Source organism: Oceanobacillus luteolus, assembly GCF_023715655.1.
Lineage (GTDB): Bacteria > Bacillota > Bacilli > Bacillales > Amphibacillaceae > Oceanobacillus > Oceanobacillus luteolus.
Genome location: NZ_JAMBON010000014.1, coordinates 1 through 26,119, shown reverse-complemented (window position 1 = coordinate 26,119; position 26,119 = coordinate 1). Strand labels below are relative to the sequence as shown.

Here is a 26,119-nt window from a genome sequence, read left to right as displayed (position 1 = left end):
GTACTGTATGTTTATCCGTTATAAAAAAAATGAAACATCAGTGAAGGATGTCAAGAAGTTTTTTAAATAAATCATTCTCTCACAAAAAAATGTTACATCCTTGTGAAGTATATTGCAAACTCGAGAAAAAAGGATTATAGTTGAATTGTAAGTTAGTGAAATGTTTCACAATATATTATGTGAGGAGATAATCAAATGAAAAACTTTCTTAAAGGACCTATTATGTCTATTGTCTGGACTGTGTTACGTATATGGCTTGGTGTAAAATGGATTACTGCAGGTTTCGGAAAAGTGACCGGGGAATTTGATGCAACAGGTTTCCTACAATTCGCACTTACAAATGCAACTGGTGAAAACCCTACAGTACAAGGCTGGTACGCAGCATTTTTAGAAGGATTTGCGATTCCTAACGTTGGACTTATTAATATCTTAATTCCTTGGGGAGAGCTTTTAGTCGGTATTGGTTTAATCCTAGGTGCAGCTACAATCCCAGCTTTAATTGCCGGTGCCTTCATGAACTTAAACTTTTTACTTGCAGGAACATTAAGCACAAATCCTATTCTTTTTACGGTTGCTATTGTGATTTTATTCACAGGTTCAGCTAGTTACTATTATGGTGTTGACCGTTTTGTTGCCCCATATATCAAGGCACGTTTTGGCAAAAATAACTGTCCAGAACCAAATCGTGGTGAAGCAGTTAATCAACCAGCTTAATAGAGCTTAATCAACAAAGAGACAGAGCTTAGAAGTGTACTTTATAGAGTACATCTCAAAAGCGTCTGTCTCTTTTATATAAAAGCATATTTCTGCAAGCATTAACTTTCCTTCTTAGGGACATGTTTAAATATTTCACCACTCTCGAAGAATTCGGCGACTCGGCGTACCCAGTCATGATAATCCATCCACTCTTTGAATTCAACGAGAAGTTCATTAATGAGTTGTTCTTCTTCCTCTGTCAAATCTGGAGACTCTTTCATCTCGCTTAGTCTTCTTTTCAGTTTTTGTTCAAAATTTCTGTTCTTGGTGATCGCTTTTTGCCATGTGGAATTGAATAAGGAAATAAAGGTTTCGTAATGATCTTTTTCCACCTGATATAAGTCTTTGCGTACCCCTTTTTTAAATGCCCGCTCCAGCATGTCGATGTCAAGCATCCTGCGAACGACTTGACTCATCCTTGTTTTGCTCATACCAGTTTCAGCAGCCAATTCATCTAGCGTCATCGGTCCACCGTTCATATAAATAATCCCAAGTACCCTGCCAACAGTTGATGGGGCTCCAAAAGCGTTCATACTCTCGGAAATTTTATCTATAAATTGTAATTTGATATCTTCAATACTTTCCATGCGTTCCATCATCCAATCCCCCCTTCCATCATCTGGTCAGCAACATGATAACTTAACTATACTACCATAATTCTATATCTAATAGAATGATGAAAGCTATTACAATTTCACTTTTAATTATTGCCGTTCAGAAGTGAGCTCTGAACGACAATTTCATAATAGATTAAACTATGATGTTTTCACCGGGTGGAGTTTACGTTCAATCCAGCCCATCACCACATCAGCAATAATTGCCATGAATGCTGTCGGAATTGCTCCAGCTAAAATAATTGCTGTACCGTCTGTTGCATTCGTACCGGTAACGATAATCGCACCTAATCCCCCAGCGCCGACGAATGCACCAACCGCTGCAATCCCGATACCGATAACGATGGCTGTCCGTAAACCTGCCATGATGACACTGACTGCCAAAGGCAATTCAACCATCCGAAGCACTTGGAAGCGAGTCATTCCAGACGCATAGGCTGCTTCTACGACATTCTTGTCGACGCTCTTCATCCCGACATACGTATTTTGTGTAATCGGCAAGATGGAGTATAGCATCAAAGTAAAAATAGCTGTATTGACACCAAGACCGAATACGAGCATGATGACTGCCATCGCCCCTAGGGCAGGGATGGTCTGAATGATACTTCCAAGAGATAGCACCCAGGCACTAAGTTTCCCATATTTTGCAATCAATATGCCAAGAGGGATGGCAATAATAGCTGCAAACAATACTCCATACGCCGCCATTAGAAAATGCCGGTAAAATTCAACCCAAATATAATCGGCATTCGTGCTGACATAAGTGATGAGTTGTTGTAATGTTTCCATCTTACTGACCCTCCTTCACGTCTTCAAAATAATTATTTTCCTTTAAGAAGTCCTCTGCAACTTTTCGAGGATTGATGAGTAAAACATCTGCTTGGTAATTCAACTCTTGCATTTGTTCGGTTGAGATTTGTCCGTGTAGACGATTCATAATATCTGCAATTTCCGGATAAAGTTCCAATGTTTCATTTCGAACAACGGGAGATGCGTCGTAAGGAGGGAAGAAGCGGCGATCATCTTCTAATACTTTTAGATCGAATTCTTTGATTCTACCATCTGAAGAATAGGCAAGCACTACATCCATACTGCCTGTCGCCGCAGCTTGATAAACGAGTCCCAGATTCATCGGATACACTTCTCCAAACTCAAAGTACATCTCCTGGAATCCGTCATATCCGTCTCCTTTTCTGTTAACCCACGCATTATCTACACCGAATCGTAACTCATCTGCAAACGGCTCCAAGTCAGAAATCGTCTCAATATTATTTTCCTCAGCAAATTCATTAGTAATCGCAATGGAATAACTATTATCAAACCCGTAAGTCGGTCCCCATGTTTGGTCAAATTGTTCCTGGAATTCCTTTTCAACAATTTCTAGAGCCTCATCCGGATCCGTCACCGGTTCCATCCCGAGCGCCCCGGACAAATCAGTTCCTGTATATCTTGTTGCCGTAATATCAAGGTCACCTTGCACCATTCCTTGATGCTGAACGATGGAAGAACCAAGGTGAGTAACAAGCTCTGTATCTGCACCGATATCCCTTTCAATGAGGATAGCTAACATCTCCGCTAATATATGGGATTCCGATTGAACAAGCGTTCCAATTTTCACTGTATTGGCGGCTGATCCTGTCAATCCAGGTAACGAACATCCCGAAAGCATCAATAATAAAGCAATTAGTATAATTCCCTTTCTCAAAACATTTCACCTCCAACATTATGCAGCTGTTTTATAGGATTCTCTCAATCCTTTAGGCGTCATTTTAGTTTCCAAAACAGCAAGTAACCGATCTGCGATAACCGCAAGAATCGTTGCTGGAATTGTTCCAGCTAAAATCAAGTCCGGTCGATATAAATTCAATCCATCAAAAATAAAATCACCAAGTCCACCGCCACCAATAAAGGCTGCTAGTGTCGCCCAACCAATCAAGTACACGGTAGACAAGCGAATACCCGCCATAATAACAGGAAGCGCTAATGGGAATTCCATTTTTATAATGGATTGCCAGGTATTCATTCCCATACCTTTTCCGGCTTCAACTATCCCTTTATCCACATCTCTCACTCCGACATACGTATTCCGTAAAATCGGCAGTAACGAATAGAAGAATAAAGCAATGATTGCAGGCAATTTTCCAACCCCTAAGAATGGGATGAAAAATGCTAGAATCGCTAAACTCGGGATAGTTTGCAGAACTCCGACAAGGGAGATAAACCGATCCGCAAACTTCGGTACCCTGGACAACGCTATTCCCAGTGGCACAGCCACAATGATTCCTAATAAAATAGCTGCCAGTGAAATATATAAATGTTCCCCAGTTTTGTAGATTAAGTCACTACCATGGGCAGCAAAAAACTCTGTCATTTACATCCACCTCCTACAGTGCACGAAGCTTTGGCTTTTCGTCTTCCAATTCCATTCCATCGCCCCAAATCGTGTCATACAATAGATTCGCCAAAGCTGCACGAGTGACGATTCCTGTCAAACGATTTTCTTCGTCTACAACCGGTACAAATTTCGCACCACGACGAAGTATCTTGTGAACTGTATCACGTAATAAGCTGTCTTCCGTAACAGCAAACAAATCTGTTTCCATTACTTTTTCAACTGTAGTTGCTTTTTTATAGTTCAAGTTCACCATTTCAATATCGATATATCCCTGTAGCTTACGATTCGAGTCAATGACAAGCAGTGCATCGACTTTTTTGTCCTTCATCGTAGCCAGAGCAGTTTTTAATGTGGCTTGTGGTTCAATCGTCACTGGAGAGCCACCGGTGATTTGTCCAACTGTAACAACATCAGGACGGCCTTGAATGAGACGTTCTTTTCCTAGGAATTCTTCGACAAACTCATTCGCCGGGTTTCTTAAGATTTCTTCCGGTGTGTCTGCTTGGACAATTTCCCCGTCACGCATAATGACGATTCGATCCGCAAGCTTCAACGCTTCATCCATATCATGGGTGACGAACACAATCGTTTTTCCTAATTCACGTTGCAATTTTTTGAACTCATCTTGAAGCGAGTCCCTTGTGATCGGGTCTAGTGCTCCAAATGGTTCGTCCATGAGAATCAATGGTGGGTTAGCAGCTAACGCACGTAATACCCCAATTCGCTGTTGTTGTCCCCCACTCAGTTCATGTGGATATTTATCGAGGTAATCTTCCGGTAAGTCAACAAGTTTAATCAGTTCTTTTGCCCGTGCATCTTTTTCTTCCTTCGACCATTTGAGAAGGGTACCGACAAGTACGATATTTTCCTTGATCGTCATATGTGGCATCAGCCCGATTTGCTGGATGACATAACCAATGGAGCGGCGAAGCTCTACCGGATTTTGCTTCATAATATCTTTTCCATTTATTAAAATCTGTCCTTCTGATATATCAATCAACCGGTTCACCATTTTCATCGTCGTTGTTTTCCCACAACCACTAGGACCGATAAAACAAACAAATTCTCCTTTTTCTATTTTTAAATTTAAGCTGTTAACAGCAGGTCTACCTTGGCTGCTGTAGCGTTTTGTAACATTTTTAAATTCCAACAAAACAACGCACCTCCGACAATTTTCATGTTTTCTGAAATCACTTCTTAAGTATAGCTTAGATTGCTTGCTAACTAAACTCAATTTAAACTTTATATAACGTGTTTAATACGTACAATTTTTATTTTATAAAGTGTATAGCGTTGTTTTTCTTACAATTGCTTCGTTTTTCGTCGGATTACTGAAGATTAGACATAAAAAAGAAGCATGAAACTGAAAAATACGTTTCATGCTTCTTTATTTCTCCTTGTTACATAGAGCATTCCTGGAAACAGGAGGGCTGCAATAAATAGGAGCACCATTGTCATCGTCATCATATTTTGATTGCCCATACCTGTGGCAAAAGCAATTCCATAAAGACTGGAAGCAAGAATATTTCCAATGAATCTCGATGTCATCAACAGACCTGAGGCAATTCCGCTGTCTGCTTTATCAATGAACGTAAACAACAGATTTTGTAAACCGATATTCTGGATTCCATTGCTGATCCCTATGATAGCAAGAACTAAGCCAACTAAGAAGAGTGATGAATTGCCTTTTACCATAAACATCATGAGTACGCCGATTATCCCTACCCCCACACTGACTAGAAGAGGAATCCGGAATCCCGAACGTTCCATCCACCTCGTTGCAATTGGAGTCATCACCATTGCAAATATCGACAACGAGAGCATGACCAATCCTGCTGTTCTCGACGTTGTTCCGATTGCACTCTGTAAGAATGTTGGAAAGCTGAGTAATACTGCGAAGAAAATGACCGTCGAGAGAATGTATTGTCCAAATATAAGCGTAATATTTAAATTTGAACGGAAAAAGTTTACATTTATAAAAGGATTTTCCCTTTTCTTTTCATGCATATAGAATACAACCGTAACAATAATCGAGAGAGTCAACGTACCTATTTGTACTTCCTGCTCCAATCCTAGTAAAAATATCATCCAAGCAATAATCGTCAAACTGAATAATAGGATTCCAAAGATATCCCATGAATGATCCTTCCCACTGGATTGCTCGTCTTTCGGAATATATCGTAACGTCAAGAAGATTCCCAATGCCAGAATGGGCAGATTCACATAAAAAATGACTGGCCAGCCCCCAAATTGAATTAGCAACCCACCAATAGTAGGTCCGAAAGCAGCCGAGGTCGTGGCAAATACAGCTAATGTTCCAATGACTCGATTTTGTTTATGTTGGATCACATTCCGGATAATGCCTACCCCTGCCGGGAATAAGGCGGATGTACCAATGGCTTGTATGCCGCGCATAATCAATAATACAATCATCGTATTTGATAATGGAGCCAGGATAGAGGAAACTACGACGAGAAGGAGTCCAATCACAAATATTAACCTTCTGCCGTAACTGTCGCTTAATTTTCCAATTAATGGGGTGAATATGGCGCTGATAATAAAGTAAGAAGCGATCAGCCAAGATATATCAGTAGCGTTCAATTGAAAATCCTGCTGGATGGCAGGTAGAGCGACGGTAATCATCGTCGTGTTTAAAGGATTCAAGATAACCCCTAAGGATACTGCTAGTACAATTAATTTTTCATGTTTGCTCACCGTCTAAAACTCCTTTTATGTAGTAAATCATCCTATACTATCTTAACACAGCCCAAATGAGTATAGTTTAAATGCTTTTATCTATATAAGCAGAAGTTTTATAACACATATTATAACCCTCCCTGTTTAAGTCAGAGAGGGTTCAGAGATGAACTTATTGGGCAGTGTATCCACCATCGACGATCAACGAGTTTCCAGTCATAAAGGAAGAGTCATCACTTGCCAAGAATAGTGCTGCTTTAGCCATTTCCTCAGGTTGTCCTAAACGTTTCATCGGCGTTGCATTCGTCAAGAATTCCCTGTCCGTATCGCCTAAAATCGGTGTTTCAATAAAACCAGGACAAAGAGCGTTGATACGGATGTTTCTTTCAGCATATTCAAGACCAAGGGAACGGGTAAGGTTAATCACTCCACCTTTCGCTGCGTTATAGGCTGCACTTCCCGGAGAACCTACCCAACCATACATCGAAGCTGTGTTGACTATGACACCGCCACCGTTTTGCAAAAACTCTTTGATCGCAAACTGGGCATTTAAAAAGACCGCATCCAAGTCCACTTCTACCGTTCTTCTCCATTCAGCATACGTTAACTCTTCGGTTGGTTTCACACTTCCGATTCCCGCGTTATTGAAAAGTATATCCACCTTGCCAAACTGGGACTTCGCTGTGTCGAATACGTTTTGCACATCCGCCTCATTCGTCACATCGGCTTTGACAAACACTGCATCGCCACCCTGCCCTTTTAATTCTTCAATAAAACGATCACCTAGCTCCTGATTCATATCGACAAGTACCAGCTTTGCCCCTTCTGCTGCAAAAAGTGTCGCAGAGGCCGCTCCAATTCCTGAGACCCCTCCTGTAATAACGGCTACCTTGTCTTGTAATTTACCCATACCCATTCCTCCTGTATAATGTTTTTAAGCCTCATGTAAAGGTTTACAGTTTTATAGCATCAGTGTTATTCTGCTATTCCATCGCATGATTTATTCTAGTCAGGGGGGGTTATATGGGGATTCGAGATCATCTTGGACGGATAGTTCCACTGGACGAACCACCAAAGCGGATTATTTCACTAGTTCCTGCAATAACGGAAACGATGTATCACATTGGATTGGAAAAGGAAATTGTCGGCAGGACGAGATTTTGTAAATTTCCTGAGGATAAAGTGAAAAGCGCCATTAATATTGGCGGAACAAAAGATATAAAGCTGGATAGGATCCACGAACTGAAGCCAAATCTCATTATTGCTGAAAAAGAAGAGAATACGAAGGAAATTGTAGAAACACTAGAACAGCATTACCCGGTTTTCGTGTTTGAAGTTCAGCATTTCAATGATGTGTTCCGGATGTTGAATGACTTGGGGCGCTTAACGGGTCGAGAAGAAAATGCGGCAACTCTCAGCAAACAAATTAAAGTTGCATTTCAAAACCTGCCACATGCTAGTGGAAAGAGAGTGGCCTACGTCATTTGGAAAAAGCCATATATGGTGGTCGGAAAAAATACATACATAAATTCACTGCTTGAGGAAATGGGTTTTATCAATCCTTTTACAGAAACAGAAGGCAGATATCCAGTAGTGACGGATTTGGATTTCAAACAGGCAGAGCTTGAGGAAGTTTTCCTGGCTACAGAACCATACCCATTCCGGGACGACCATCTGGATGAATTCCGTGAGATGCTACCAGATGTAAAAATTAGAATCGTCGACGGAGAAATGTTCTGGTATGGCGCAAAAATGGTGGAAGCTGCTACCTATTTTAAGACTTTTGGAGACAGAGGTTGAATTTGAGCCTCTGTCCTTCCCAACCACTCTTCATTACCCATCCTTGCTGCAACCCACCTTAATCTCCTTTTATTGGAGATTATAAGACACCGATTCTATCAAATAAAGTTCTTCCACACTTTCTCTGAATCTACATATTATATAAGTAGAAAGTTTTATCAAAATTATTTTTATTTAACCCTTGCATAATTATACATCGAGGAGTATAATTATAATCAATTCTTAGAAACGCATAGGAGCTGATGCAAATGGAAACTAAAAACGTGATTATCATTGGTGCAGCTGGTCGAGACTTTCATAATTTCAACACGTATTATCGTGATAATGATGCATATAACGTCGTTGCATTCACTGCAGCGCAAATTCCTGATATAGATGGACGTAAATATCCGAGTGAACTTGCTGGAAGCTTATATCCAGAGGGGATTCCAATTTATTCCCAAGATGAGCTTCCTCAATTAATTAAAGAACTAGATGTCGATGAATGTGTCTTCGCATTCAGTGATATCAGCTATGAAGATTTGATGGGAATCAGTGCAGTTGTGAATGCTGCTGGTGCAGATTTCAAATTACTTGGACCAAACAGTACGATGTTAAAAAGTAACAAACCGGTCATTTCCGTTACAGCCGTACGTACAGGGACAGGAAAAAGCCAAACTTCCCGTAAAATCATTGAAACGTTGCTTAAGCAAAACTTAAAAGTCGTTGCTGTACGTCACCCGATGCCTTACGGTGACTTGAATGCACAACGTGTACAACGTTTCGCGACTGTCGACGACTTGAAAAAACATGATTGTACAATCGAGGAAATGGAAGAGTATGAGCCACATGTGACAAGAGGTAATATTGTATATGCAGGTGTCGATTATGCAGATATTTTAAAAGCTGCGGAAAATGATCCAGATGGCTGTGATGTCATTCTTTGGGATGGTGGAAACAATGACTTCTCTTTCTATGAGCCAGACCTCGCAATTACCGTACTTGACCCGCACCGTCCAGGTCATGAACTGAAATATTATCCTGGTGAAGTTTGTTTGAGAACGACAGACGTGTCCATCATAAACAAAGTGGATAGTGCTCCGGAAGAAGCAGTTGCAACAGTGGAAAATAATATAAAAGCTGCAGCCCCTGATAGCAAAATCATCAAGGCTGAATCGACGATTACTGTTGATAAACCAGAATTGATTACAGGTAAAAAAGTTTTAGTTGTAGAAGATGGCCCGACACTTACACACGGAGAGATGAAAATCGGCGCAGGTTCTGTTGCTGCAGAACGTCTTGGAGCTTCAGAAATTGTAGATCCTAGCCCATATTTAGTCGGAACATTGAAAGAAACATTCAAAACTTACCCTCATATTGAAAAAGTGCTTCCTGCAATGGGATATGGGGAACAGCAACTGAAAGATTTAGAGGAGACCATCAATAATACGGACTGTGATGCAGTGATTATTGGTACACCAATCGACTTGACTCGTGTCATCAATATCAACAAACCTACTACTCGTGTGTTCTATGATCTAGACGAGGTGGAAGGGCCGAACTTGGAGAGCATCTTAAAAGAGTTTATCGAAAAACATCACTTACAGTTTGCATAACTAAAAAATCACACGTACCCAGGGGGCGTGTGATTTTTAAATTGTTTAAACTTACTTTTCAAAGTGAAATGAGCTTCTCATATCTGACTTGCATTCTCAGCAGCCTTGACCACTTCTTCTATTGATTTTCCCATCCCTGCTTCCACTGCTGCTACAAAAGCACCTTCCAATATAGGAGCTTCCACCACTTTCAAATTATCGTGTTCACTTATTTCAACAGCAATTTCCGCATTCATTTTCGCACTGCCGATATCATAAAAAATAAGCACACCTTGTTCATTGTACACTTCTTCGACTGCCTGTTGAATTTTATCAATGCTTGTCCCGATGGAATCTTCTTCAGTACCACCGGCAAGTGCAACAGACACATTCGGCACCATTTGACTGATGATATCTTTAATGCCTGCCACCACTTTAGAACTGTGGGAAACGAGCACAATCCCTACCTTGCTCATAACGTTCAAACACTCTCCTTCACTACATCAGACAAAGAAGAAAAAATATAATACGAGGAGACCGACCCCGGATCCAAATGCCCGATGGAACGTTCTCTCAAATAGGCAGCCCGTCCTTTTTTAGCTTCAAGTTCTTTCGTTGACTCCATAGCAAGCTTGGCCGTTTCCTCAAATCTGACAGAATCGAAGTCATCTTGCTCCTTCAGTTGCTCCAGTAATGTCTCCCAAACATCTACAAGTGTCTTCTCTCCTTTTTCTGCCTTTCCCCGCTGTTTTATTCCTTGAAGGGCTTCCTCCATCGCATGAACGAATTGAGGATAATCAACCGAATCACTATCCTTTAAAGCCATGGACATCTTCAAAAATGCTGTCCCATACAATGGGCCCGATGCGCCTCCGACTTTTGATAATAGAGTCATAGAAATATCCTTTAACAGGTCAGACACATTGCTATAATCTGATGCTGAAATCTTTCCAATTACTTCTTGGAATCCACGAGCCATATTAATTCCATGGTCCCCATCGCCAATCGCTTGGTCTAAAGATGTTAAATAGGTTTTATTTTGTTGTATTTTGTCATTAGCCTTTTCCATCCAATCTAATATATGAGCCACATCTAATTTCATCATTGCACCTCCATTTCAACGACGAAATGCTGGAGCTTTGGATTCAGCATCCAATAGGGTTTTTAGTTCTTGGTCCAATCTTAAAAGCGTTACAGAACAACCGGCCATTTCCAGAGAAGTCATATATTCTCCAACGAATGTATCATAAATGGTAATTCCTTTATCAGATAGTAATTGATTCACTTTTTTATTTACGATAAATAGCTCCATCTCTGGAGTTCCACCTAACCCATTAACCATCACTGCAACTTCCTCGCCACTTTTCAGACCTAAATCAGCAATCACCTTTTCAGTGAGTTCAACAGCGATTTCATCAGCAGTTGTAATTTCTTTCCGTTCAATTCCAGGTTCTCCGTGGATACCAATGCCAATTTCCATTTCATTTTCTTTTAGTTCAAAACTAGGCGTTCCTGCAGCCGGCACGATACATGGCGTGAGCGCCATCCCGATGGACCTTACATTTTGGATGGTCTTCTCAGCCACCGCTTGAACTTCCTCTAAAGAGGCACCTTGTGCAGCCTTTGCTCCAGCAATCTTATGCACGAAAACTGTACCCGCTATCCCGCGTCGTCCGGTTGTAAAAGAACTATCCTCCACCGCAACATCATCATTGACAACTACTTGCTTCACATTAATGCCTTCCGCTTCTGCAAGCTCAGCAGCCATCTCGAAATTCATGATGTCACCGGTATAGTTTTTAATGACCAATAACACACCAGCACCATTATCAACGGCTTTAATTCCTTCAAATACTTGATCTGGAGTTGGAGATGTAAACACTTCACCTGCTACTGCCGCATCAAGCATCCCTTCACCGACATATCCTGCATGTGCTGGTTCATGTCCACTCCCTCCACCACTGACAATTCCAACCTTATTCGTAACAGGGGCATCCTTTCTAGCAATGACTGTTGTACCAGGCAAACGTTTTACATCATTTGGATATGCTGCGACGAAGCCATCCAACATATCCTGTACAGCTGAATTTGGATCATTGATAATTTTCTTCACGAATATTCCCCTCCTAATATAGATGGATATTGCAATACTATAGTCTCTATATCTATTGTATTATAATTATATGAATAATCCCACAAATTAAGCTGGTGGAGAATATAGAGCATCAACGGAAGTGTTTAGGCCTGCTTTCCAGTAACCCTCTATAACTCTCTCGATAGTGCCATAGTAATACTCCTTCAAGAACGGTAATAAGGATTGCCAGGAGAAGTAGATCAGCATCTACAAAAATATGAAAAGCTAATATATTGACGATAATTCCTGCTAAAATCAGTAACATCAATGGCACATACCTTCGTATCAACAAAAATATCCCCGCTACAATTTCGACGCCTTTTTCTAATGCAAGAAAGTAACCAGAGCCTAGAAACTCCATTGCTGCCGGACTGGTGGGAGCCAGTGGTTCAAAACCAAATAATACGAGATATCCATTTAATCCGGCACCAAGAAAAATAATACCTAAAACAATTTCAGCAAGACGCATGCCCATACGCATTGTCATCCCCCCTGGATGAGTTTAATTTTTTACCCATCAACCCTCATAAGCAATAACGCCACGACAAATCGTAAATTTGATATTGAAACCATCATCAACAATAACCAAATCCGCATCTTTACCTTTTGCAATACTGCCTTTCCGATCAAACATGCCAACCTGTTTAGCTGGATTGACCGAGGCCATCCGGATAATGTCATGCCAACCTACGCCATCCAATTCAAGCATAAGTTTGGCGGCTGCATCCATCGTTAAAATACTTCCTGCAAGTGTCCCATCTTCCAATACAGCACGATCCTCCGTCACTTCAACCGGCTGGCCTCCGAGCTCATAGTCACCTGGTTCAAGCCCTTTCGCCCGCATCGCATCTGTTATCAAAATTAGACGATCACTTCCCATCTGGTTATAGATGATTTGAAGCATTTCTTTCGTAACATGGATGCCGTCTGCGATGAGTTCCGCAGATAACTCTTTCAATAAAAATCCAGCACCGACTGCCCCAACATCACGGTGGTGGATGCCATTCATAGCATTACAGAGGTGCGTCAATTGCCGAACACCATGCCTGACCGCTTGCTTCATTTCATGGAAACCAACATCGGTATGACCAGCAGATACGATGACACCCGATTCATTCAAAGCTTGAATAAAACTACCGTCTGTATCATGCTCCGGTGCAAGGGTAATCGTTCTAATATTATTTCCCGAGAGCCGCTGCCACTCATTGAAGAGTTGAAGATCCGGCTGCATGATGAATTCCTTCGGCTGCGCACCCGCTTTTGACTTCTCAACAAAAGGACCTTCAAGATGTACCCCAGCCACTTCCGCTTGACCAGGTGTATTCTCGTAACTTACTATATTCGTCAATGCTTGCTCAATATTATCCGGAGATTGGGTAATTGTTGTTGCAAGGAATGCAGTAGTACCCTCCTTGGGTAAAAATTGGGCCATCGTCTGTAATGCTTCGTGCGTACTGTCCATCACGTCGGCGCCGTTTGCTCCATGGATATGGCTGTCGATGAACCCTGGAATAACGTTTAGATTTTCTGCATCGATGATATGAGCCTCATTCAACATCTCACTCGACAGTTCACCTTCATCAATAATTTCCTTGATTTGTCCGTTTTCCACATAGAGATTGGCTCGGTTAAGAACCTGATTTTCCAAGTAGATTGTTGCGTTTTTTATAAGAAGTGCTGATTTTTTCATGATTGTTCATCCTTTCGAGCAAAGTCGTTCTCATACTTGTCTATACATCAGTACATCTATACATGTGTAATTTTGTTTGGTACAATGGTTGTAAGATGAAAAAAGGCGGGGTTACATGATTGACAAAAATTCACCGATTCCAATTTATTATCAGCTGGAATTGCAAATTAGACAATTCATTGAATCAGAACAGCTACAGCCGGGAGATATTTTACCGTCAGAACGTGAATTCACTGAGAAGTATAATATTAGCCGGATGACTGTAAGGCAAGCGATTAATAACCTCGTAAGTGAAGGATTATTATACCGTCAAAAAGGTAAAGGCACCTTTATAGCTGAACAGAAATTTGAACAAGATCTCTCTGGTCTGACAAGTTTCAGTGAAGATATGAAAAACCGCGGGTTTACCCCATCCAATAAATTACTTCACTTTCAAACAATCACAGGAAACGAACAAATTGCAGCTATTTTAAAAATAAGTGAAGAAGATGCTGTCTATGAAATTAAAAGAATCCGGATGGCAAATGATGAACCAGTTGCCCTTGAAACTGTCTACACTCCACAAAGAATAGTTGGAGATATGACAGAGCAAGACATCTCCACGTCTTTTTATCAACACTTGGAAAATAACTTGCAACTGCAAATCGCCTATGGAAAGCAAAGCATTGAAGCGGCACTCGCAAATGAAGAGGAAATCAAGCAACTGCGCATCAAAAAAGGTAACCCGATTCTTTTAATGAAACGCACAAGCTTCCTTCAAGACGATACACCGATCGAGTATGTAAAGTCCGCTTACCGGGCCGATAAATATAAATTCAATTTGCAAATGAAACGGGAGTAAATGTACTCCCGTTTATCTTTTCCACGTCCAGCTTCAGCGAAGCATCTGCATGTACTCTCTTCATGAATTTACATCTAAGGACTACATCGTGTGGCTTTGCGAGTGCCGCTTCACTGACTTAACTTGCAACACGACGAGCACTACGACTACCGGACTTGCTAGACCTCCGTACTTAAACGGGCGCTTCCTCTTTTGCATATCAGCGGAAAATGGAAGATGCCATGCGAAAATACGTATGCCTTTTTCCGCGGATGGCTATGGAATAATCCATAATCCGCTCTGGAATAGCCATCCCATACATGCCGGCATCACCAATATGATGCACATCTGCACCAGCCATTTTATTATACAACGCGATTTGCTGGATTGTTTCCCTCTCTGCTCCCTCTTGGCTCGTTCCGATTGAAGTCAGTGCCATTGCTCCAAGAGAGTGGACTTCCTCCACAAGACTTGCTGTTTTCTCTAACGTCGTTCCCGGAACTGTTCCGACTCCCGGCAGCAGGACAATATCCGCTCCAGCCTCCACAAAATTCCGCACTGTTTCTTTATCAGTTAATTTCTCATCGATCCCCGCGCCATGCATCTTGCCGGCGATAATAAGCAATCCCGCTTCTTTCGCAAGTTGAATCGATGCTAAAATCTCCTGATTCGTCACACCTGTTTTCGGGTTGCCGGTCAAGCAGACAAAATCCGCCCCCAATGCTTTTAGCTTTCTTAATGATTTGGCAGTTGCCCGTCTCCCTTCCGGCAATACATCGAGCGTTTCCAATCGTCTTGCACTAGAATCCACCGGCTCCAGATTCACTCCAACTGGACGGCCGATCATTTTCTTTAATGTTTGAATGCTATCTTCTATATTCTCAATTTCCAACCCCTCTATACTCGGTTTCTCCACATCCAACACATTCAGCAAAATCATATCCGCTCCAAAAGCCGCAGCATATTCCGCATTGGTGATACCTGGATACAGCGGCTGAGCATGACACATGACTTCGGCAATAAGCGTACGGCCCTCGGATGCTTTAATCGATTGTAACAGTTGGTCCTTATCCAAGTTTGCAAAATCGGATGCGGTTGAGCTGATTAGTCGTTTCATGTGCACCTCCATGGAAGAAAGGCTAGTATTCTAAAAAGCAGAATGCTAGCCTCTATGATTAGTTTTCTTTTCTAATTTTCTTCACTTCATCCGCAACTGCTTGCACTTGTGTACCTACGATGACTTGGACATTATTTTTTCCAATGACGTTTACTCCTGGTACACCTGTCGCTTTAATTTTTGCTTGGTCTACTAGTTCAGCATCTTTTACTTCCAATCTTAATCGGGTTGCACAGTTATCCACAGATAACACGTTATCATCCCCACCAAGTCCAGCATAGATTTCACGAGCCATGACGGCAAAACGATCATCCGATGCGGAACCAGATTGACTTGCTGCTGCCACTACCTCCTCATCATCTTCACGTCCTGGCGTTTTCATATCGAATTTAACGATCAAGAAACGGAACAGGAAGTAATAAACCACCGCAAATCCAAGTCCTTGCACGACGAGCATGAGCGGCATATTCGCTAGCGGCAAGCGTGAACTTAGGAAAAAGTCGATAAATCCTGCACTAAAACCAAAGCCCGCTGTCCAGCCAAAGGTAGAAGCAATGAACAGGGATAATCCCGTTAATGCAGCATGCACAACATAAAGGAATGGTGCTAAGAACATGAAGGAGAATTCAATCGGCTCGGTTACACCGGTTAAGAAAGAAGCGAATGCTGCTGCCATGAGTAAGGAAGCCGCTTGTTTTCTTCTTTTGCTTTTCGCAGTATGGTACATTGCTAAGCAAGCTGCCGGCAATCCGAACATCATGATTGGGAAAAACCCAGCTTGGTACATACCGGTAACACCTTTTTCCCCATTACCAGACCAGAAATTAGCAATATCATTAATTCCAGCTACGTCAAACCAAAACACAGAGTTCAGCGCATGATGCAGCCCAGTTGGAATCAGCAATCGGTTGAAAAACCCGTAAAGCCCAGCCCCAACAGAACCCATATTACTAATCGCTGTACCGAAGGAAACTAACCCACTATAAGCAATAGGCCATACAACCATCATTAATAATGAAATGACAAGCATGACAGCTGCCGTCACAATTGGCACACTCCTTCTTCCACTGAAGAAAGCGAGCGCATCCGGAAGCTTTGTTTTACTAAAGCGGTTGTACATCGCTGCAGCAATAAGACCAGAAATAATTCCGACAAAAACGTTTTCAATATTAGCAAACGCTGCATTGACACTATCCGCTTCAATTCCTTGGAACATTGCCATTTTATCAACAGAAAGCATGTTAGTTATAACTAAATAACCAACGAGACCAGCAAGCGCGGCGGCACCGTCTCTTTCTTTTGACATTCCAACTGCTACCCCAACTGCAAATATCGCAGGAAGGAAATCAAGTATCGAGCCTCCGGCTGCAATAAGGAAAGCCGCAGCAACGTTTTCGGAGCCCCACCCATCATGGTCGATCCAGTAGCCAATCCCCAAGAGGACTGCTGCTGCTGGCAAAACTGCTACAGGGAGCATTAGTGACCGACCAAGATTTTGTAAATACTTCAACATAATAATCATCCTTTTTTTAAAAAATTTGATGATATCGCAGCAAGCAACTTGTCTGATGATGATATACAACTATATGATAGCGCTACCAAATCACCAATAAAAATCCAGGCTCCCTCCTTTCTGTCCGTGTAAACAGATTTGGCAGCTATTAAACGAGGTAACTTGCTAATTCTATTTTACCAGATGCTAAGTATGGTTGTCTATACAACTATACTTATGTCTGGGATAGACGCAAATAATACTCTTTCATTAACTTTTTGTTACGCTCGTCAGCTTGATCGATATTACCACTCAATAAAACTGGAGGCTCCATCCCTTTCTCTGCTACATTCGCAATAGCTTGGGCAATTATACTATTGACAATTGCCGCTCCAATAACCGTTGAACTTGGTGCAAAAGGCACTGCTACTCCGTCATGCTTCAAGATAGCATCTCCTAGCGGAACATGGTTATCGATCTGCAAATCTACAACATCTTTCAAACATTTACCGCTCTCATGCCGCGAAGTCTGAGTTTCTGCATAGACACTGGAAGAGATTCCAATGATGTACGCATCTTTTTCCTTTGCAAGAAGTGCAACGTCGATCGGGACTGGGTTTCTTCCCGATGTAGAGACAACTATCATGATATCTCCTCTACGTATGGGCTGATTTTCCATAAACTTTTCCGCATACCCGCTTTTTCTCTCAAGCACAGAAGCACGTACTGCATCTTTATGGAGCATCACATCCTCATCAAAAATCGGATGGATCACAGCCAAGCCACCAGCTCGATAATATACCTCTTCTGCTAATATATGAGAGTGGCCGCAGCCAAATACATGAATAATTCCTTCCGATTGGATTGATGCAGCAATTTTTTCCGCAGCTTGGTTCATTGCTTGCATTTCTTTTGTTTCAACATGCTGCAACAGTTCGCTGATACGTTTAAAGTATGTGTGAATCATAGAATCCACCTTTCAGCTCTTATTTTACTGTAAGAAGCACCGTTTCTCCTGCCCGCGCTTCGGTTTCCTCTGCCACGGTCACCTGTTTATCATTGCTGTTTGTAATGATGACAGGGGTGATGATATCGGCAGCATTTTCTTTGATATATTCTAAATCCACATCCAATAACTGCTCGCCGACTTTTACTTGATCTCCAACACTCACTAAGGTCGTGAATCCTTTTCCGTTTAGGGATACCGTTTCCAACCCGATATGAATAAGAACTTCCGTACCGTCTTTCGTACGCATTCCAATCGCATGTTTTGACTCTGGAATCGTGACGATTTCTCCGTTCACTGGAGAGAAGACCTTTCCTTCTGAAGGAACAATAGCAATACCTTCACCCATCATTTTTTGGCTGAACACGGGGTCCGGAACATCCTTCAGGTTAACGACTTTTCCATTTAAAGGAGCATGAATTTCCACTCCATTTGATTTCTTGAATAATTTTTTTAGCATGGTTCGTTGACTCCTTTCTTTAAAAACTACCTTTAAAAATAGTTTAGCACTCCACATGTATACCTGTCTATACATTTAGATAGCAAGGTAACTTCTATCATTTATTAGTCGGGTTGATTTGTTGGACAAATTTTTCAGCAGCCGGAGATAACGGAACGGATTTTAAATTAACGATGCCAATCTCTCGACTAGGGATTGTCTCCTCCAATAGCACTTCATGAAGTATTCCCCTGTTTAAATATTCCTGTGAAAATTCACGCACAACACAAGAAATCCCTAGATTGCTCTTTGCAAAATCCATAAGCAAATCATAGGAACCCAACTCAAAAACAGGTGAAATCGCGTAACCTCTTTCCTCAAAAAATTCATCGACATATCTTCGGGAAATCGTATTCTTTTCAAATAGGATTAAAGGCAGCTGCATCAAATGATCAAAACTAACAGGTATCTTCGAGATGCGGCGATATTTTTCCCCACAAACAAAAATATCGTGGATTTTCATACACGGAATGACCCTGAACTGTTCATCCGCAATCGGCAAGTTACACACACCGACATCCGCTTCACGGGCTTTTATATAATCCAATATTTCCGGAGTCGTTCCATTTAATATCTTCAGTTTAATTCCGGGGAATCTCGCATGATACTCTTCTAAAAAAGGTAATAAAAAATACCGGGAAATCGTATCCCCAACCGCAATCCGTAATTCTCCCCTTCTCAGCCCCTTGAACGCTTGGATTTTGTCCTCCGCCACATCAATAATTCCGAGAGCCGAGCTTACATGTTCATGCAAAACTTTCCCCTCATTGGTTAAAACAGCGCCTTTTGGGGTACGATGGAAAAGCTGGACCTCCAATTCTTTTTCCAATCGTAAAATCGATTGACTGACAGCAGACTGAGTCATAAACAACTCTTTCGCCGCTTTGGAAAAACTTTTATTTTTACTGACGATATGAAAAACACGGTATAAATCCAATTGCCCCTTCATATTAACCCACCTAATACCTCTTATTATTATTATTAATTTTACTTATACCAGAGAATGAAGGTATAGTAAAGAAGGAGAAATCAAAAGTTAATGATACCTACATATACCTTGAAACAGAGGAGAGATTAGATTGGAAAGAGTAGTTGGAACGACAGTACGTGGACTCAGAGCACCAATTATAAACGAAGGTGATGATTTAGAGAAAATCGTTGTGGATACCGTATTGAACGCCGCAGAGGTGGAAGGAATCACGATTCAAGATCGCGACATCGTATCCCTGACTGAATCCATCGTTGCACGAGCACAAGGGAATTACGCTAGTATTGATGCGATTGCAGCGGATGTGAGTGAGAAATTCGGTGATGAGACGGTCGGAGTGATTTTCCCAATTCTAAGCCGTAACCGTTTTGCAAACTGCTTAAGCGGGATAGCAAGAGGTGTGAAAAAGGTCGTGCTTATGCTGAGCTATCCTTCAGATGAGGTCGGTAACCACTTAGTAAGCATTGATGATCTCGATGAAAAAGGCATCAATCCATGGACAGACAACTTAACAGAAGAACAGTTCCGTGAACTATTCGGCAACCAGAAACACCCTTTTACAGGCGTTGATTATATCGAATATTACCGCAGCCTTGTCGAAGCGGAAGGAATCAGCTGTGAGATTATCTTTTCCAATCACGCAAAGTCCATTCTTGATTATACAAAGCATGTACTCGCATGCGACATCCACTCCCGCTTCCGGACAAAACGTATCTTAAAGAATCACGGTGCGGAAACTGTGTATGGTTTGGATGATATTTTAACGGAACCAGTGAACGGCAGCGGCTATAACGAAGCTTTTGGACTGCTCGGCTGTAATAAAGCGACGGATGATAGCGTGAAGCTATTCCCGAATAAATGCCAAGGGCTCGTTGATGGTATCCAAGCAAAAATTAAAGAAGCAACAGGAAAAACTGTTGAAGTAATGGTTTACGGAGATGGTGCTTTCAAAGACCCTGCAGGGAAAATTTGGGAGCTTGCTGACCCTGTCGTTTCACCGGCTTATACGAAAGGCTTGGAAGGAACGCCAAATGAAATTAAATTAAAATATTTGGCTGACAATAACTTCAGCCATCTTCGCGGTGAAGAACTGGACAAAGCAATCGCAGAGTATATTGAAAACAAAAGTGATGACCTTGTTGGATCAGTGGAAGCCCAAGGTACAACACCAAGAAAACTTACGGACTTGATTGGTTCTTTATCTGATTTAACCTCAGGCAGCGGAGATAAAGGTACACCGTTTGTCTTTATTCAAGGGTATTTTGATAACTATACGAGCGGAAAATAGAGGATTCTTGTTGGGGCGAGCGGATTTGACTGTGGCATGAGCGATTCGGGCTATGGGGTGAGCGCTTTTGGCTAAGGTATGAGCGGTTCCGGGTCTGGGGCGAGCGCTTTTGAATATGGTATGAGCGGTTTCGACTCCGGGGCGAGCGCTTTTGAATATGGTATGAGCGGTTTCGGATCTGGGGTGAGCGCTTTTGGCTAAGGTATGAGCGGTTTCGACTCTGGGGTGAGCGCTTTTAGCTCTGATATGAACAATTAAATGGGACAGAGGGGAAATTGATTCTCCTCTGTCCCATTTTCTAATCTCCAAAGCTTGCGGAGGATGCTGCGGACGACTGATCTGCTTTCACGCAATCTATGGCAATGACAAGGGCGATGATTAGCTTTTCCACTGATTCGTCCATCACTTTCACCTGGTAGCTGTCTCCCCAAGAGAACCACTTTTTACTCACTTCACCGATTAATTCACCGTGCTGGTAGATTCCAAAGTCCATGTCCCACCAGTCACCTTCCACCTCTAAGCCAAGCGCATCAATCGTAAATTTCGATTTGAAGAAAGTGAATTCTTTTTTAATCGTGATGACTTCCTGCCCATCGATTGAAACCGTGAATTTCGGCAACCATGTTAAGAAATGTTTCGTGATCTGCGCGACTTCCGAGCCCCCGGTATCGGATACTGTAAAAACTTTCGGGACCTTAAGGAAGCTGCCCTCGACAAAGTAAACATCACGTTCATCCGCATCTTTTACCGTAAATCGGCCCCTCATACTTAATACTTTCTGTTTAATATACAGCTCTTTCATAGCCGTCTTCCTTCCTAAAGGTGTAGCCTATTAAAATGTTGCTAGTGAGCTTTTTTACGACGCTTTAAAATTCCTCATATTCTGCAGGGTCTTGATTTTTTTGTCTGCCATCTATGCGGGACAAGGTGGCAATTTTATTCATTTCATCATCCGTTAATGAAAAATCAAAAATGGAAATGTTCTCAAGCTGACGTTCGGAAGATGTGGATCTTGGAATGGAAATCGATCCTAGTTGATAATGCCAGCGTAAAATAACTTGCGATACCGATTTATTGTGACGTGCTGCGATTGGAGTTAAAATGTCATTGTCCAACACATTCTTCACCCGTGCAAGTGGGCTCCAAGACTGAGTCTGTACATTGTTTTCCTGATGCCACTTCCGCTGCTCTTCTTGATTGAAAAATGGATGTAATTCAATTTGATTCACACTTGGCTTCACACCAGTCTCTCTTTCCAGACGTTCGATATGTTCTGGCAGGAAGTTACTTACTCCAATAGAACGGACCAAGCCCCATTTTTTCGCATCAATTAACGCCTGCCAGGCTTCCACATAGACATCCTGTTTTGGATTTGGCCAATGGATCAAATATAGATCATAATAATCTAAATTCGCCCGATATAACGATTCTTGAATCGCCTCAACTGCGAGGTCATATGTATGATATCGACCAGGTAACTTTGACGCAATCAGCAATTCCTCACGGCGGACCGAACTTCTTCTGATAGCTTCGCCCACGGTTCCTTCATTTTCATAATTATAAGCACTGTCGAGTAAACGATAGCCGTGGTCAATCGCACTTGTAATCGACCGAACCCCAGCTGCCCCTTTCAGCTTATAGGTACCAAGACCGATTACAGGTACCGTCAGTCCATCGTTTAATGTCACTTCAGGTATGGCTTTACTCAAGATGATCTCCCCATTTCATTGATTGTCTTTATTGTCTAATAACTTTAGTATAGCATAACAAGTGAGTCTCAATAGTTTATAATGGTTGTATACAGAGGAAGGTGTTTCAGATGGTCGGTATGGGATATCGAACAATTAAAACTGCCGTTGGTGCAGGAATTGCCATGTGGCTAGCAAGTCTATTCAATTTGGAATTTGCCACTTTTGCTGCAATTATCGTAATCATGTGTATTGAAACAACGAAAAAACGGACCCTCCATACGATTAAAGATAAGCTTTTCGCATCGCTTTTATCGTTGGTGCTAGGTGCGATTGTATTTGAATTAGCTGGCTATCATCCGGTTGTCTTCGCTCTATTCATTCTCTTTTTCATGCCAATTTTGGTAAAGGCCAAGATTCAAAATGGCTTTGTCACGAGTATGGTTGTGCTGCTCCATATTTATTCTATCGGGGATGTGAGTGTGGAGATCTTCCTTGATGAGCTATTAATCATTGCTATTGGTATGGGAATAGCGATACTTACGAATAGTGTCATGCCAAGCTTTAAAGAAGATATAAATCAACATAAATTCAAAGTGGAAGAGAAGTTTACGAAGATTTTTCATGAGTTTCACGCATTTTTACAAGATAAAGACCGGAACTGGGACGGCAAGGAAATCAAGGAAGCCCAAGGTTTAATCAATCAAGCCAAATCCATCGTCATTCAAGATATCGAAAACCATTTATATCGTGAAAAAAATAAGGATTACTATTATTTCAACATGCGCTCCGAACAACTTGAAATTGTTAAACGAATGGTAACGATTGTCGGTATTGTCGCCAGCTCCGAAGTACATGTAAAACAAAAAGGGATGATCGCGGATTTATTTTTGTACATCAGCAAAAATGTCCGCTCGATGAACATTGACTACTCCCTGGATTTGCTTGAGGCTTATGAGCAATCGATCCGTGAAATGGACTTACCGAAATCAAGGGATGAATTTGAAGTTCGGGCAAATTTATTCTATTTGAACTTTGAAATAAAAAACTACTTGACGATTAAAAAGAAGATTATGGACCAACTTGGAGCTATATCCAAACGTTCCAAAGAACAAGAAGGAGAAGAGTCATGAAACTTACAGAAATCACCATCCATCACTTACAAATGGAATTGAAGTCACCCTTTTCGACCAGCTTCGGAACATTAAAGAACAGAGACTTTTTATTACTTGAAGCGAAAAGTGAGGATGGTATCATCGGCTGGGGGGAATCGGTCGCTTTTTATTCCCCATGGTATACGGAAGAAACGATGAAAACGAACTGGCATATGCTCGAGGATTTTTTGATTCCACTTATTTTACACAAAGAAATAACTTATCCAGATGAGGTAAGTGAAATATTTGCCCCAATCCGTAAAAACAACATGGCAAAAGCAGCGATTGAAGGAGCGATATGGGACATCTATGCCCAGCAAACTAATCAGTCGCTCGCTCAAGCTTTAGGAGGGAAACAGGAACGTATCGAAGTCGGCGTCAGTATCGGGATTCAGCCAACAATCGAAGAGCTCATCGCGCTGGTGGATAGCTACGTGAAGGAAGGCTATAAACGGATGAAGGTGAAAATAAAGCCAGGCTGGGATGTAGATGTCATCCGCGCCCTACGTAATGAATTTCCGAAGGTTGCGATTATGGCCGATGCGAATTCAGCCTACACCTTGAATGATATCGAGTTATTAAAGCAACTCGATGAGTTTGATCTCATGATGATTGAACAACCTTTGGCTGCAGATGATATCGTTGACCATGGCGTCCTACAAAAAGAACTGAAAACCCCAATATGCCTTGATGAAAGTATATGTTCTTTAGAAGATGCGAGAAAAGCGGTCGAGCTTGGAAGCACAAAGGTGATTAATGTGAAAATCGGCCGGGTTGGCGGCCTAACCGAAGCTAGGAGAATCCATGATTACTGCGCGGAAAAAGGGATCCCAGTTTGGTGTGGCGGCATGCTTGAATCAGGAATTGGACGGGCCCATAACATTGCGCTGACCTCATTGCCGAATTTTACCTTGCCAGGTGATACGTCAGGTTCAAATCGATATTGGGAAAGAGATATTATAACTCCGGAAGTCGTGGCAGTGGACGGGATGATTGAAGTACCCCAAACTGTCGGGATTGGTTATAAAATAGACAGAGAAGCTGTGGAAGCTTTCACTGTGGGGAAGAAGCATTATCGTTGATTTAGATGAAAAGCGATCTTCTATTGTAAGATTTTCACCAAGGCAGAAGGGCTTCATGACTTGAGAGACGCTCTATTGTTAGCTTTCAACCGAAACAAGGGTGATTCAGGACAAGAGGACCACTCTATTGTCAGTTTTACACCAAATCAAAAGTCATTCATGACAGGAGACACCCTCTATTGTCAGTTTTACACCAAATCAAAAGTCATTCATGACAAGAAACAGCTTCTGTTGTCAGTTTTCAACCAAAATAGAAAGTCTTCATGACAAGAGGGCCGCTCTATCATCGTTTTACATCAAATTAATTAACTTCATGTTTTCCCTACCAAAATTCAGGGAATATTTTTAGGACTTATCCTCAGCATAATAACAAGTAACAAAAAAGGAGTGTTCTGATGACAACCTACAATAAGCTTGTTCGTGACCGTATTCCAGAGATACTTGATGAGGCTGGGAAAAAGTATAATGTGGAGACGCTGAACCATGACCGTTATATTTTGGAACTGCGAAAAAAGTTGATGGAAGAACTCAGCGAATATCAAGAAGCAGCAAATGATGAGGAATCACTGGGAGAACTCGCAGATATTCTGGAAGTAATTTATGCACTTGCTGAAGTACATGGCGAATCATTTGAAAAACTAGAACAGCTGCGTAAACAAAAAGCTGAGGAAAATGGAGCTTTTGCGGATAAAGTATATTTAATGGATGTGGAAGAATAGAGACCGAGGCATTTAGGTTATTCCTGAATGCCTCTTTTATTCCCTTTGTAAACGAAAAAAAGTGCAAGCGCCATAAAGAAAATAGCCAGCCTACGATTGGAGTCAATAGGTATCACAGCTCCGTTAAACATGCCGAAATGATCAATAATGAGGCCCATGAATAGTTGTCCGCTAATGACGAGGATGCTCGTTGCGGCCACTCCAATTTTAGGAACAGCAAATACACTGAAAAGAACATATAACGTACCACAAAACACGGCACTCAACTGCCATTTCGGAGCGTCAAATATTGCCAACAGGTCACCTTGACCGAAGAAAAGGACAAGAATGGCTAGAAATCCTGTGCCGGTAAAGAAGGAAATAAAAGAAGCTTCAATTACTCCTATATTTCTGCCAAGAGTACCATTCACCGCCGCTTGACTATTGAGCATAATGCCACCAATGACGGTAAATAGAATTGCGAATGTAGCCATCGTCTCTCCCCCTCGTATATTATGTTTAGGCCTACATTTTCCGCCTATTATTTCCTTGTAATTCACCCTGTTGATATGTCAAATGACTTGGACGCTCTGGGATATTCCTAGATAATGGTCTTAGGATCATTTG

28 protein-coding genes are annotated in these 26,119 nt (G+C 41.7%); 8 read left to right on the top strand and 20 right to left on the bottom strand.

The window, feature by feature from the left end; genetic code table 11:
* The first annotated feature begins 195 nt into the window (after nucleotides 1–195).
* Entirely contained in the window at nucleotides 196–714 is a 519-nt protein-coding gene (locus M3210_RS10240) for a DoxX family protein (RefSeq protein ID WP_251514042.1), read from the top strand.
* 101 nt (nucleotides 715–815) lie between these two features.
* Here the strand turns inward: M3210_RS10240 and M3210_RS10235 are convergent, their stop codons facing one another.
* The 7 genes from M3210_RS10235 to M3210_RS10205 form a co-directional block, all read right to left on the bottom strand.
* Nucleotides 816–1,355: a GbsR/MarR family transcriptional regulator gene (locus M3210_RS10235; protein WP_379595570.1), complete on the bottom strand. Its 540-nt coding sequence runs from the start codon at nucleotides 1,353–1,355 to the stop codon at nucleotides 816–818.
* A gap of 156 nt (nucleotides 1,356–1,511) precedes the next feature.
* Nucleotides 1,512–2,159 carry an ABC transporter permease gene (locus M3210_RS10230; protein ID WP_251514041.1) on the bottom strand — a complete coding sequence of 216 codons (648 nt, stop codon included), beginning with the start codon at nucleotides 2,157–2,159 and terminating at the stop codon, nucleotides 1,512–1,514.
* Between the two features lies 1 nt (nucleotide 2,160).
* The gene (locus M3210_RS10225; protein ID WP_251514139.1) at nucleotides 2,161–3,039 is read right to left on the bottom strand and encodes an osmoprotectant ABC transporter substrate-binding protein; all 879 of its coding nucleotides are present in this window, start codon (nucleotides 3,037–3,039) and stop codon (nucleotides 2,161–2,163) included.
* A gap of 54 nt (nucleotides 3,040–3,093) precedes the next feature.
* Nucleotides 3,094–3,741: an ABC transporter permease gene (locus M3210_RS10220; protein ID WP_251514040.1), complete on the bottom strand. Its 648-nt coding sequence runs from the start codon at nucleotides 3,739–3,741 to the stop codon at nucleotides 3,094–3,096.
* A gap of 13 nt (nucleotides 3,742–3,754) precedes the next feature.
* Complete coding sequence (locus M3210_RS10215) at nucleotides 3,755–4,918, bottom strand: betaine/proline/choline family ABC transporter ATP-binding protein (protein WP_251514038.1); 1,164 nt, start codon at nucleotides 4,916–4,918, stop codon at nucleotides 3,755–3,757.
* A 224-nt stretch (nucleotides 4,919–5,142) separates the two neighbouring features.
* Nucleotides 5,143–6,480 carry an MFS transporter gene (locus tag M3210_RS10210; protein WP_251514037.1) on the bottom strand — a complete coding sequence of 446 codons (1,338 nt, stop codon included), beginning with the start codon at nucleotides 6,478–6,480 and terminating at the stop codon, nucleotides 5,143–5,145.
* 154 nt (nucleotides 6,481–6,634) lie between these two features.
* Entirely contained in the window at nucleotides 6,635–7,372 is a 738-nt protein-coding gene (locus tag M3210_RS10205) for an SDR family NAD(P)-dependent oxidoreductase (protein ID WP_251514036.1), read from the bottom strand.
* Between the two features lie 113 nt (nucleotides 7,373–7,485).
* Here M3210_RS10205 and M3210_RS10200 point away from each other — a divergent pair, with 113 nt between their 5' ends.
* Together M3210_RS10200 and M3210_RS10195 are read left to right on the top strand one after the other, a co-directional pair.
* On the top strand, nucleotides 7,486–8,262 hold the full coding sequence (locus M3210_RS10200) for an ABC transporter substrate-binding protein (RefSeq protein ID WP_251514035.1): 777 nt from the start codon (nucleotides 7,486–7,488) through the stop codon (nucleotides 8,260–8,262).
* Nucleotides 8,263–8,510: 248 nt separating this feature from the next.
* Entirely contained in the window at nucleotides 8,511–9,857 is a 1,347-nt protein-coding gene (locus M3210_RS10195) for a cyclic 2,3-diphosphoglycerate synthase (RefSeq protein WP_251514034.1), read from the top strand.
* A gap of 77 nt (nucleotides 9,858–9,934) precedes the next feature.
* Here M3210_RS10195 and dhaM read toward each other — a convergent pair whose 3' ends face one another.
* The 5 genes from dhaM to nagA all read right to left on the bottom strand — a co-directional run bounded on the left by dhaM (nucleotide 9,935) and on the right by nagA (nucleotide 13,660).
* The gene (dhaM, locus tag M3210_RS10190) at nucleotides 9,935–10,312 is read right to left on the bottom strand and encodes a dihydroxyacetone kinase phosphoryl donor subunit DhaM (protein ID WP_251514033.1); all 378 of its coding nucleotides are present in this window, start codon (nucleotides 10,310–10,312) and stop codon (nucleotides 9,935–9,937) included.
* A gap of 5 nt (nucleotides 10,313–10,317) precedes the next feature.
* Entirely contained in the window at nucleotides 10,318–10,938 is a 621-nt protein-coding gene (gene dhaL / locus M3210_RS10185; RefSeq protein WP_251514032.1) for a dihydroxyacetone kinase subunit DhaL, read from the bottom strand.
* A 15-nt stretch (nucleotides 10,939–10,953) separates the two neighbouring features.
* The gene (gene dhaK / locus M3210_RS10180) at nucleotides 10,954–11,949 is read right to left on the bottom strand and encodes a dihydroxyacetone kinase subunit DhaK (RefSeq protein ID WP_251514031.1); all 996 of its coding nucleotides are present in this window, start codon (nucleotides 11,947–11,949) and stop codon (nucleotides 10,954–10,956) included.
* Between the two features lie 112 nt (nucleotides 11,950–12,061).
* Nucleotides 12,062–12,451: a hypothetical protein gene (locus M3210_RS10175; protein ID WP_251514030.1), complete on the bottom strand. Its 390-nt coding sequence runs from the start codon at nucleotides 12,449–12,451 to the stop codon at nucleotides 12,062–12,064.
* 36 nt (nucleotides 12,452–12,487) lie between these two features.
* A complete protein-coding gene (gene nagA, locus M3210_RS10170; protein ID WP_251514029.1) occupies nucleotides 12,488–13,660 on the bottom strand; it encodes an N-acetylglucosamine-6-phosphate deacetylase in 1,173 nt (390 codons plus the stop codon).
* Between the two features lie 115 nt (nucleotides 13,661–13,775).
* On the opposite strand from nagA, the gene M3210_RS10165 reads away from it, so the two are divergent.
* Complete coding sequence (locus tag M3210_RS10165; protein ID WP_251514028.1) at nucleotides 13,776–14,501, top strand: GntR family transcriptional regulator; 726 nt, start codon at nucleotides 13,776–13,778, stop codon at nucleotides 14,499–14,501.
* Between the two features lie 199 nt (nucleotides 14,502–14,700).
* Here the strand turns inward: M3210_RS10165 and M3210_RS10160 are convergent, their stop codons facing one another.
* From M3210_RS10160 to M3210_RS10140, 5 genes are all read right to left on the bottom strand, one after another.
* Nucleotides 14,701–15,597 carry a DUF7916 family protein gene (locus tag M3210_RS10160; RefSeq protein ID WP_251514027.1) on the bottom strand — a complete coding sequence of 299 codons (897 nt, stop codon included), beginning with the start codon at nucleotides 15,595–15,597 and terminating at the stop codon, nucleotides 14,701–14,703.
* A 58-nt stretch (nucleotides 15,598–15,655) separates the two neighbouring features.
* On the bottom strand, nucleotides 15,656–17,110 hold the full coding sequence (nagE, locus tag M3210_RS10155) for an N-acetylglucosamine-specific PTS transporter subunit IIBC (RefSeq protein WP_251514025.1): 1,455 nt from the start codon (nucleotides 17,108–17,110) through the stop codon (nucleotides 15,656–15,658).
* A gap of 214 nt (nucleotides 17,111–17,324) precedes the next feature.
* Entirely contained in the window at nucleotides 17,325–18,056 is a 732-nt protein-coding gene (locus M3210_RS10150) for an SIS domain-containing protein (protein WP_251514024.1), read from the bottom strand.
* Between the two features lie 19 nt (nucleotides 18,057–18,075).
* A complete protein-coding gene (locus tag M3210_RS10145; RefSeq protein WP_251514023.1) occupies nucleotides 18,076–18,555 on the bottom strand; it encodes a PTS sugar transporter subunit IIA in 480 nt (159 codons plus the stop codon).
* A 97-nt stretch (nucleotides 18,556–18,652) separates the two neighbouring features.
* Nucleotides 18,653–19,543 carry a LysR family transcriptional regulator gene (locus tag M3210_RS10140; RefSeq protein ID WP_251514022.1) on the bottom strand — a complete coding sequence of 297 codons (891 nt, stop codon included), beginning with the start codon at nucleotides 19,541–19,543 and terminating at the stop codon, nucleotides 18,653–18,655.
* Between the two features lie 130 nt (nucleotides 19,544–19,673).
* Between M3210_RS10140 and M3210_RS10135 the strand changes: the two genes are divergently transcribed.
* A complete protein-coding gene (locus M3210_RS10135; RefSeq protein WP_251514017.1) occupies nucleotides 19,674–20,870 on the top strand; it encodes a coenzyme F420-0:L-glutamate ligase in 1,197 nt (398 codons plus the stop codon).
* Between the two features lie 298 nt (nucleotides 20,871–21,168).
* Here M3210_RS10135 and M3210_RS10130 read toward each other — a convergent pair whose 3' ends face one another.
* Nucleotides 21,169–21,672 carry an LURP-one-related/scramblase family protein gene (locus tag M3210_RS10130; protein ID WP_251514016.1) on the bottom strand — a complete coding sequence of 168 codons (504 nt, stop codon included), beginning with the start codon at nucleotides 21,670–21,672 and terminating at the stop codon, nucleotides 21,169–21,171.
* Between the two features lie 64 nt (nucleotides 21,673–21,736).
* Nucleotides 21,737–22,579 carry an aldo/keto reductase gene (locus M3210_RS10125; protein ID WP_251514015.1) on the bottom strand — a complete coding sequence of 281 codons (843 nt, stop codon included), beginning with the start codon at nucleotides 22,577–22,579 and terminating at the stop codon, nucleotides 21,737–21,739.
* Nucleotides 22,580–22,689: 110 nt separating this feature from the next.
* Here M3210_RS10125 and M3210_RS10120 point away from each other — a divergent pair, with 110 nt between their 5' ends.
* The 3 genes from M3210_RS10120 (at nucleotide 22,690) to M3210_RS10110 (ending at nucleotide 25,513) form a co-directional block, all read left to right on the top strand.
* On the top strand, nucleotides 22,690–23,691 hold the full coding sequence (locus tag M3210_RS10120) for an aromatic acid exporter family protein (protein WP_251514014.1): 1,002 nt from the start codon (nucleotides 22,690–22,692) through the stop codon (nucleotides 23,689–23,691).
* Nucleotides 23,688–24,794, top strand: coding sequence for an o-succinylbenzoate synthase (menC, locus tag M3210_RS10115; protein WP_251514013.1), 1,107 nt, complete (start codon nucleotides 23,688–23,690; stop codon nucleotides 24,792–24,794). Before M3210_RS10120 ends, menC begins: the two co-directional genes overlap by 4 nt.
* Before the next feature lie 395 nt (nucleotides 24,795–25,189).
* Nucleotides 25,190–25,513 carry a nucleoside triphosphate pyrophosphohydrolase gene (locus tag M3210_RS10110; RefSeq protein WP_251514012.1) on the top strand — a complete coding sequence of 108 codons (324 nt, stop codon included), beginning with the start codon at nucleotides 25,190–25,192 and terminating at the stop codon, nucleotides 25,511–25,513.
* Between the two features lie 17 nt (nucleotides 25,514–25,530).
* Here the strand turns inward: M3210_RS10110 and M3210_RS10105 are convergent, their stop codons facing one another.
* Nucleotides 25,531–25,986 carry a DMT family transporter gene (locus M3210_RS10105; RefSeq protein ID WP_251514011.1) on the bottom strand — a complete coding sequence of 152 codons (456 nt, stop codon included), beginning with the start codon at nucleotides 25,984–25,986 and terminating at the stop codon, nucleotides 25,531–25,533.
* Between the last annotated feature and the right edge of the window lie 133 nt (nucleotides 25,987–26,119).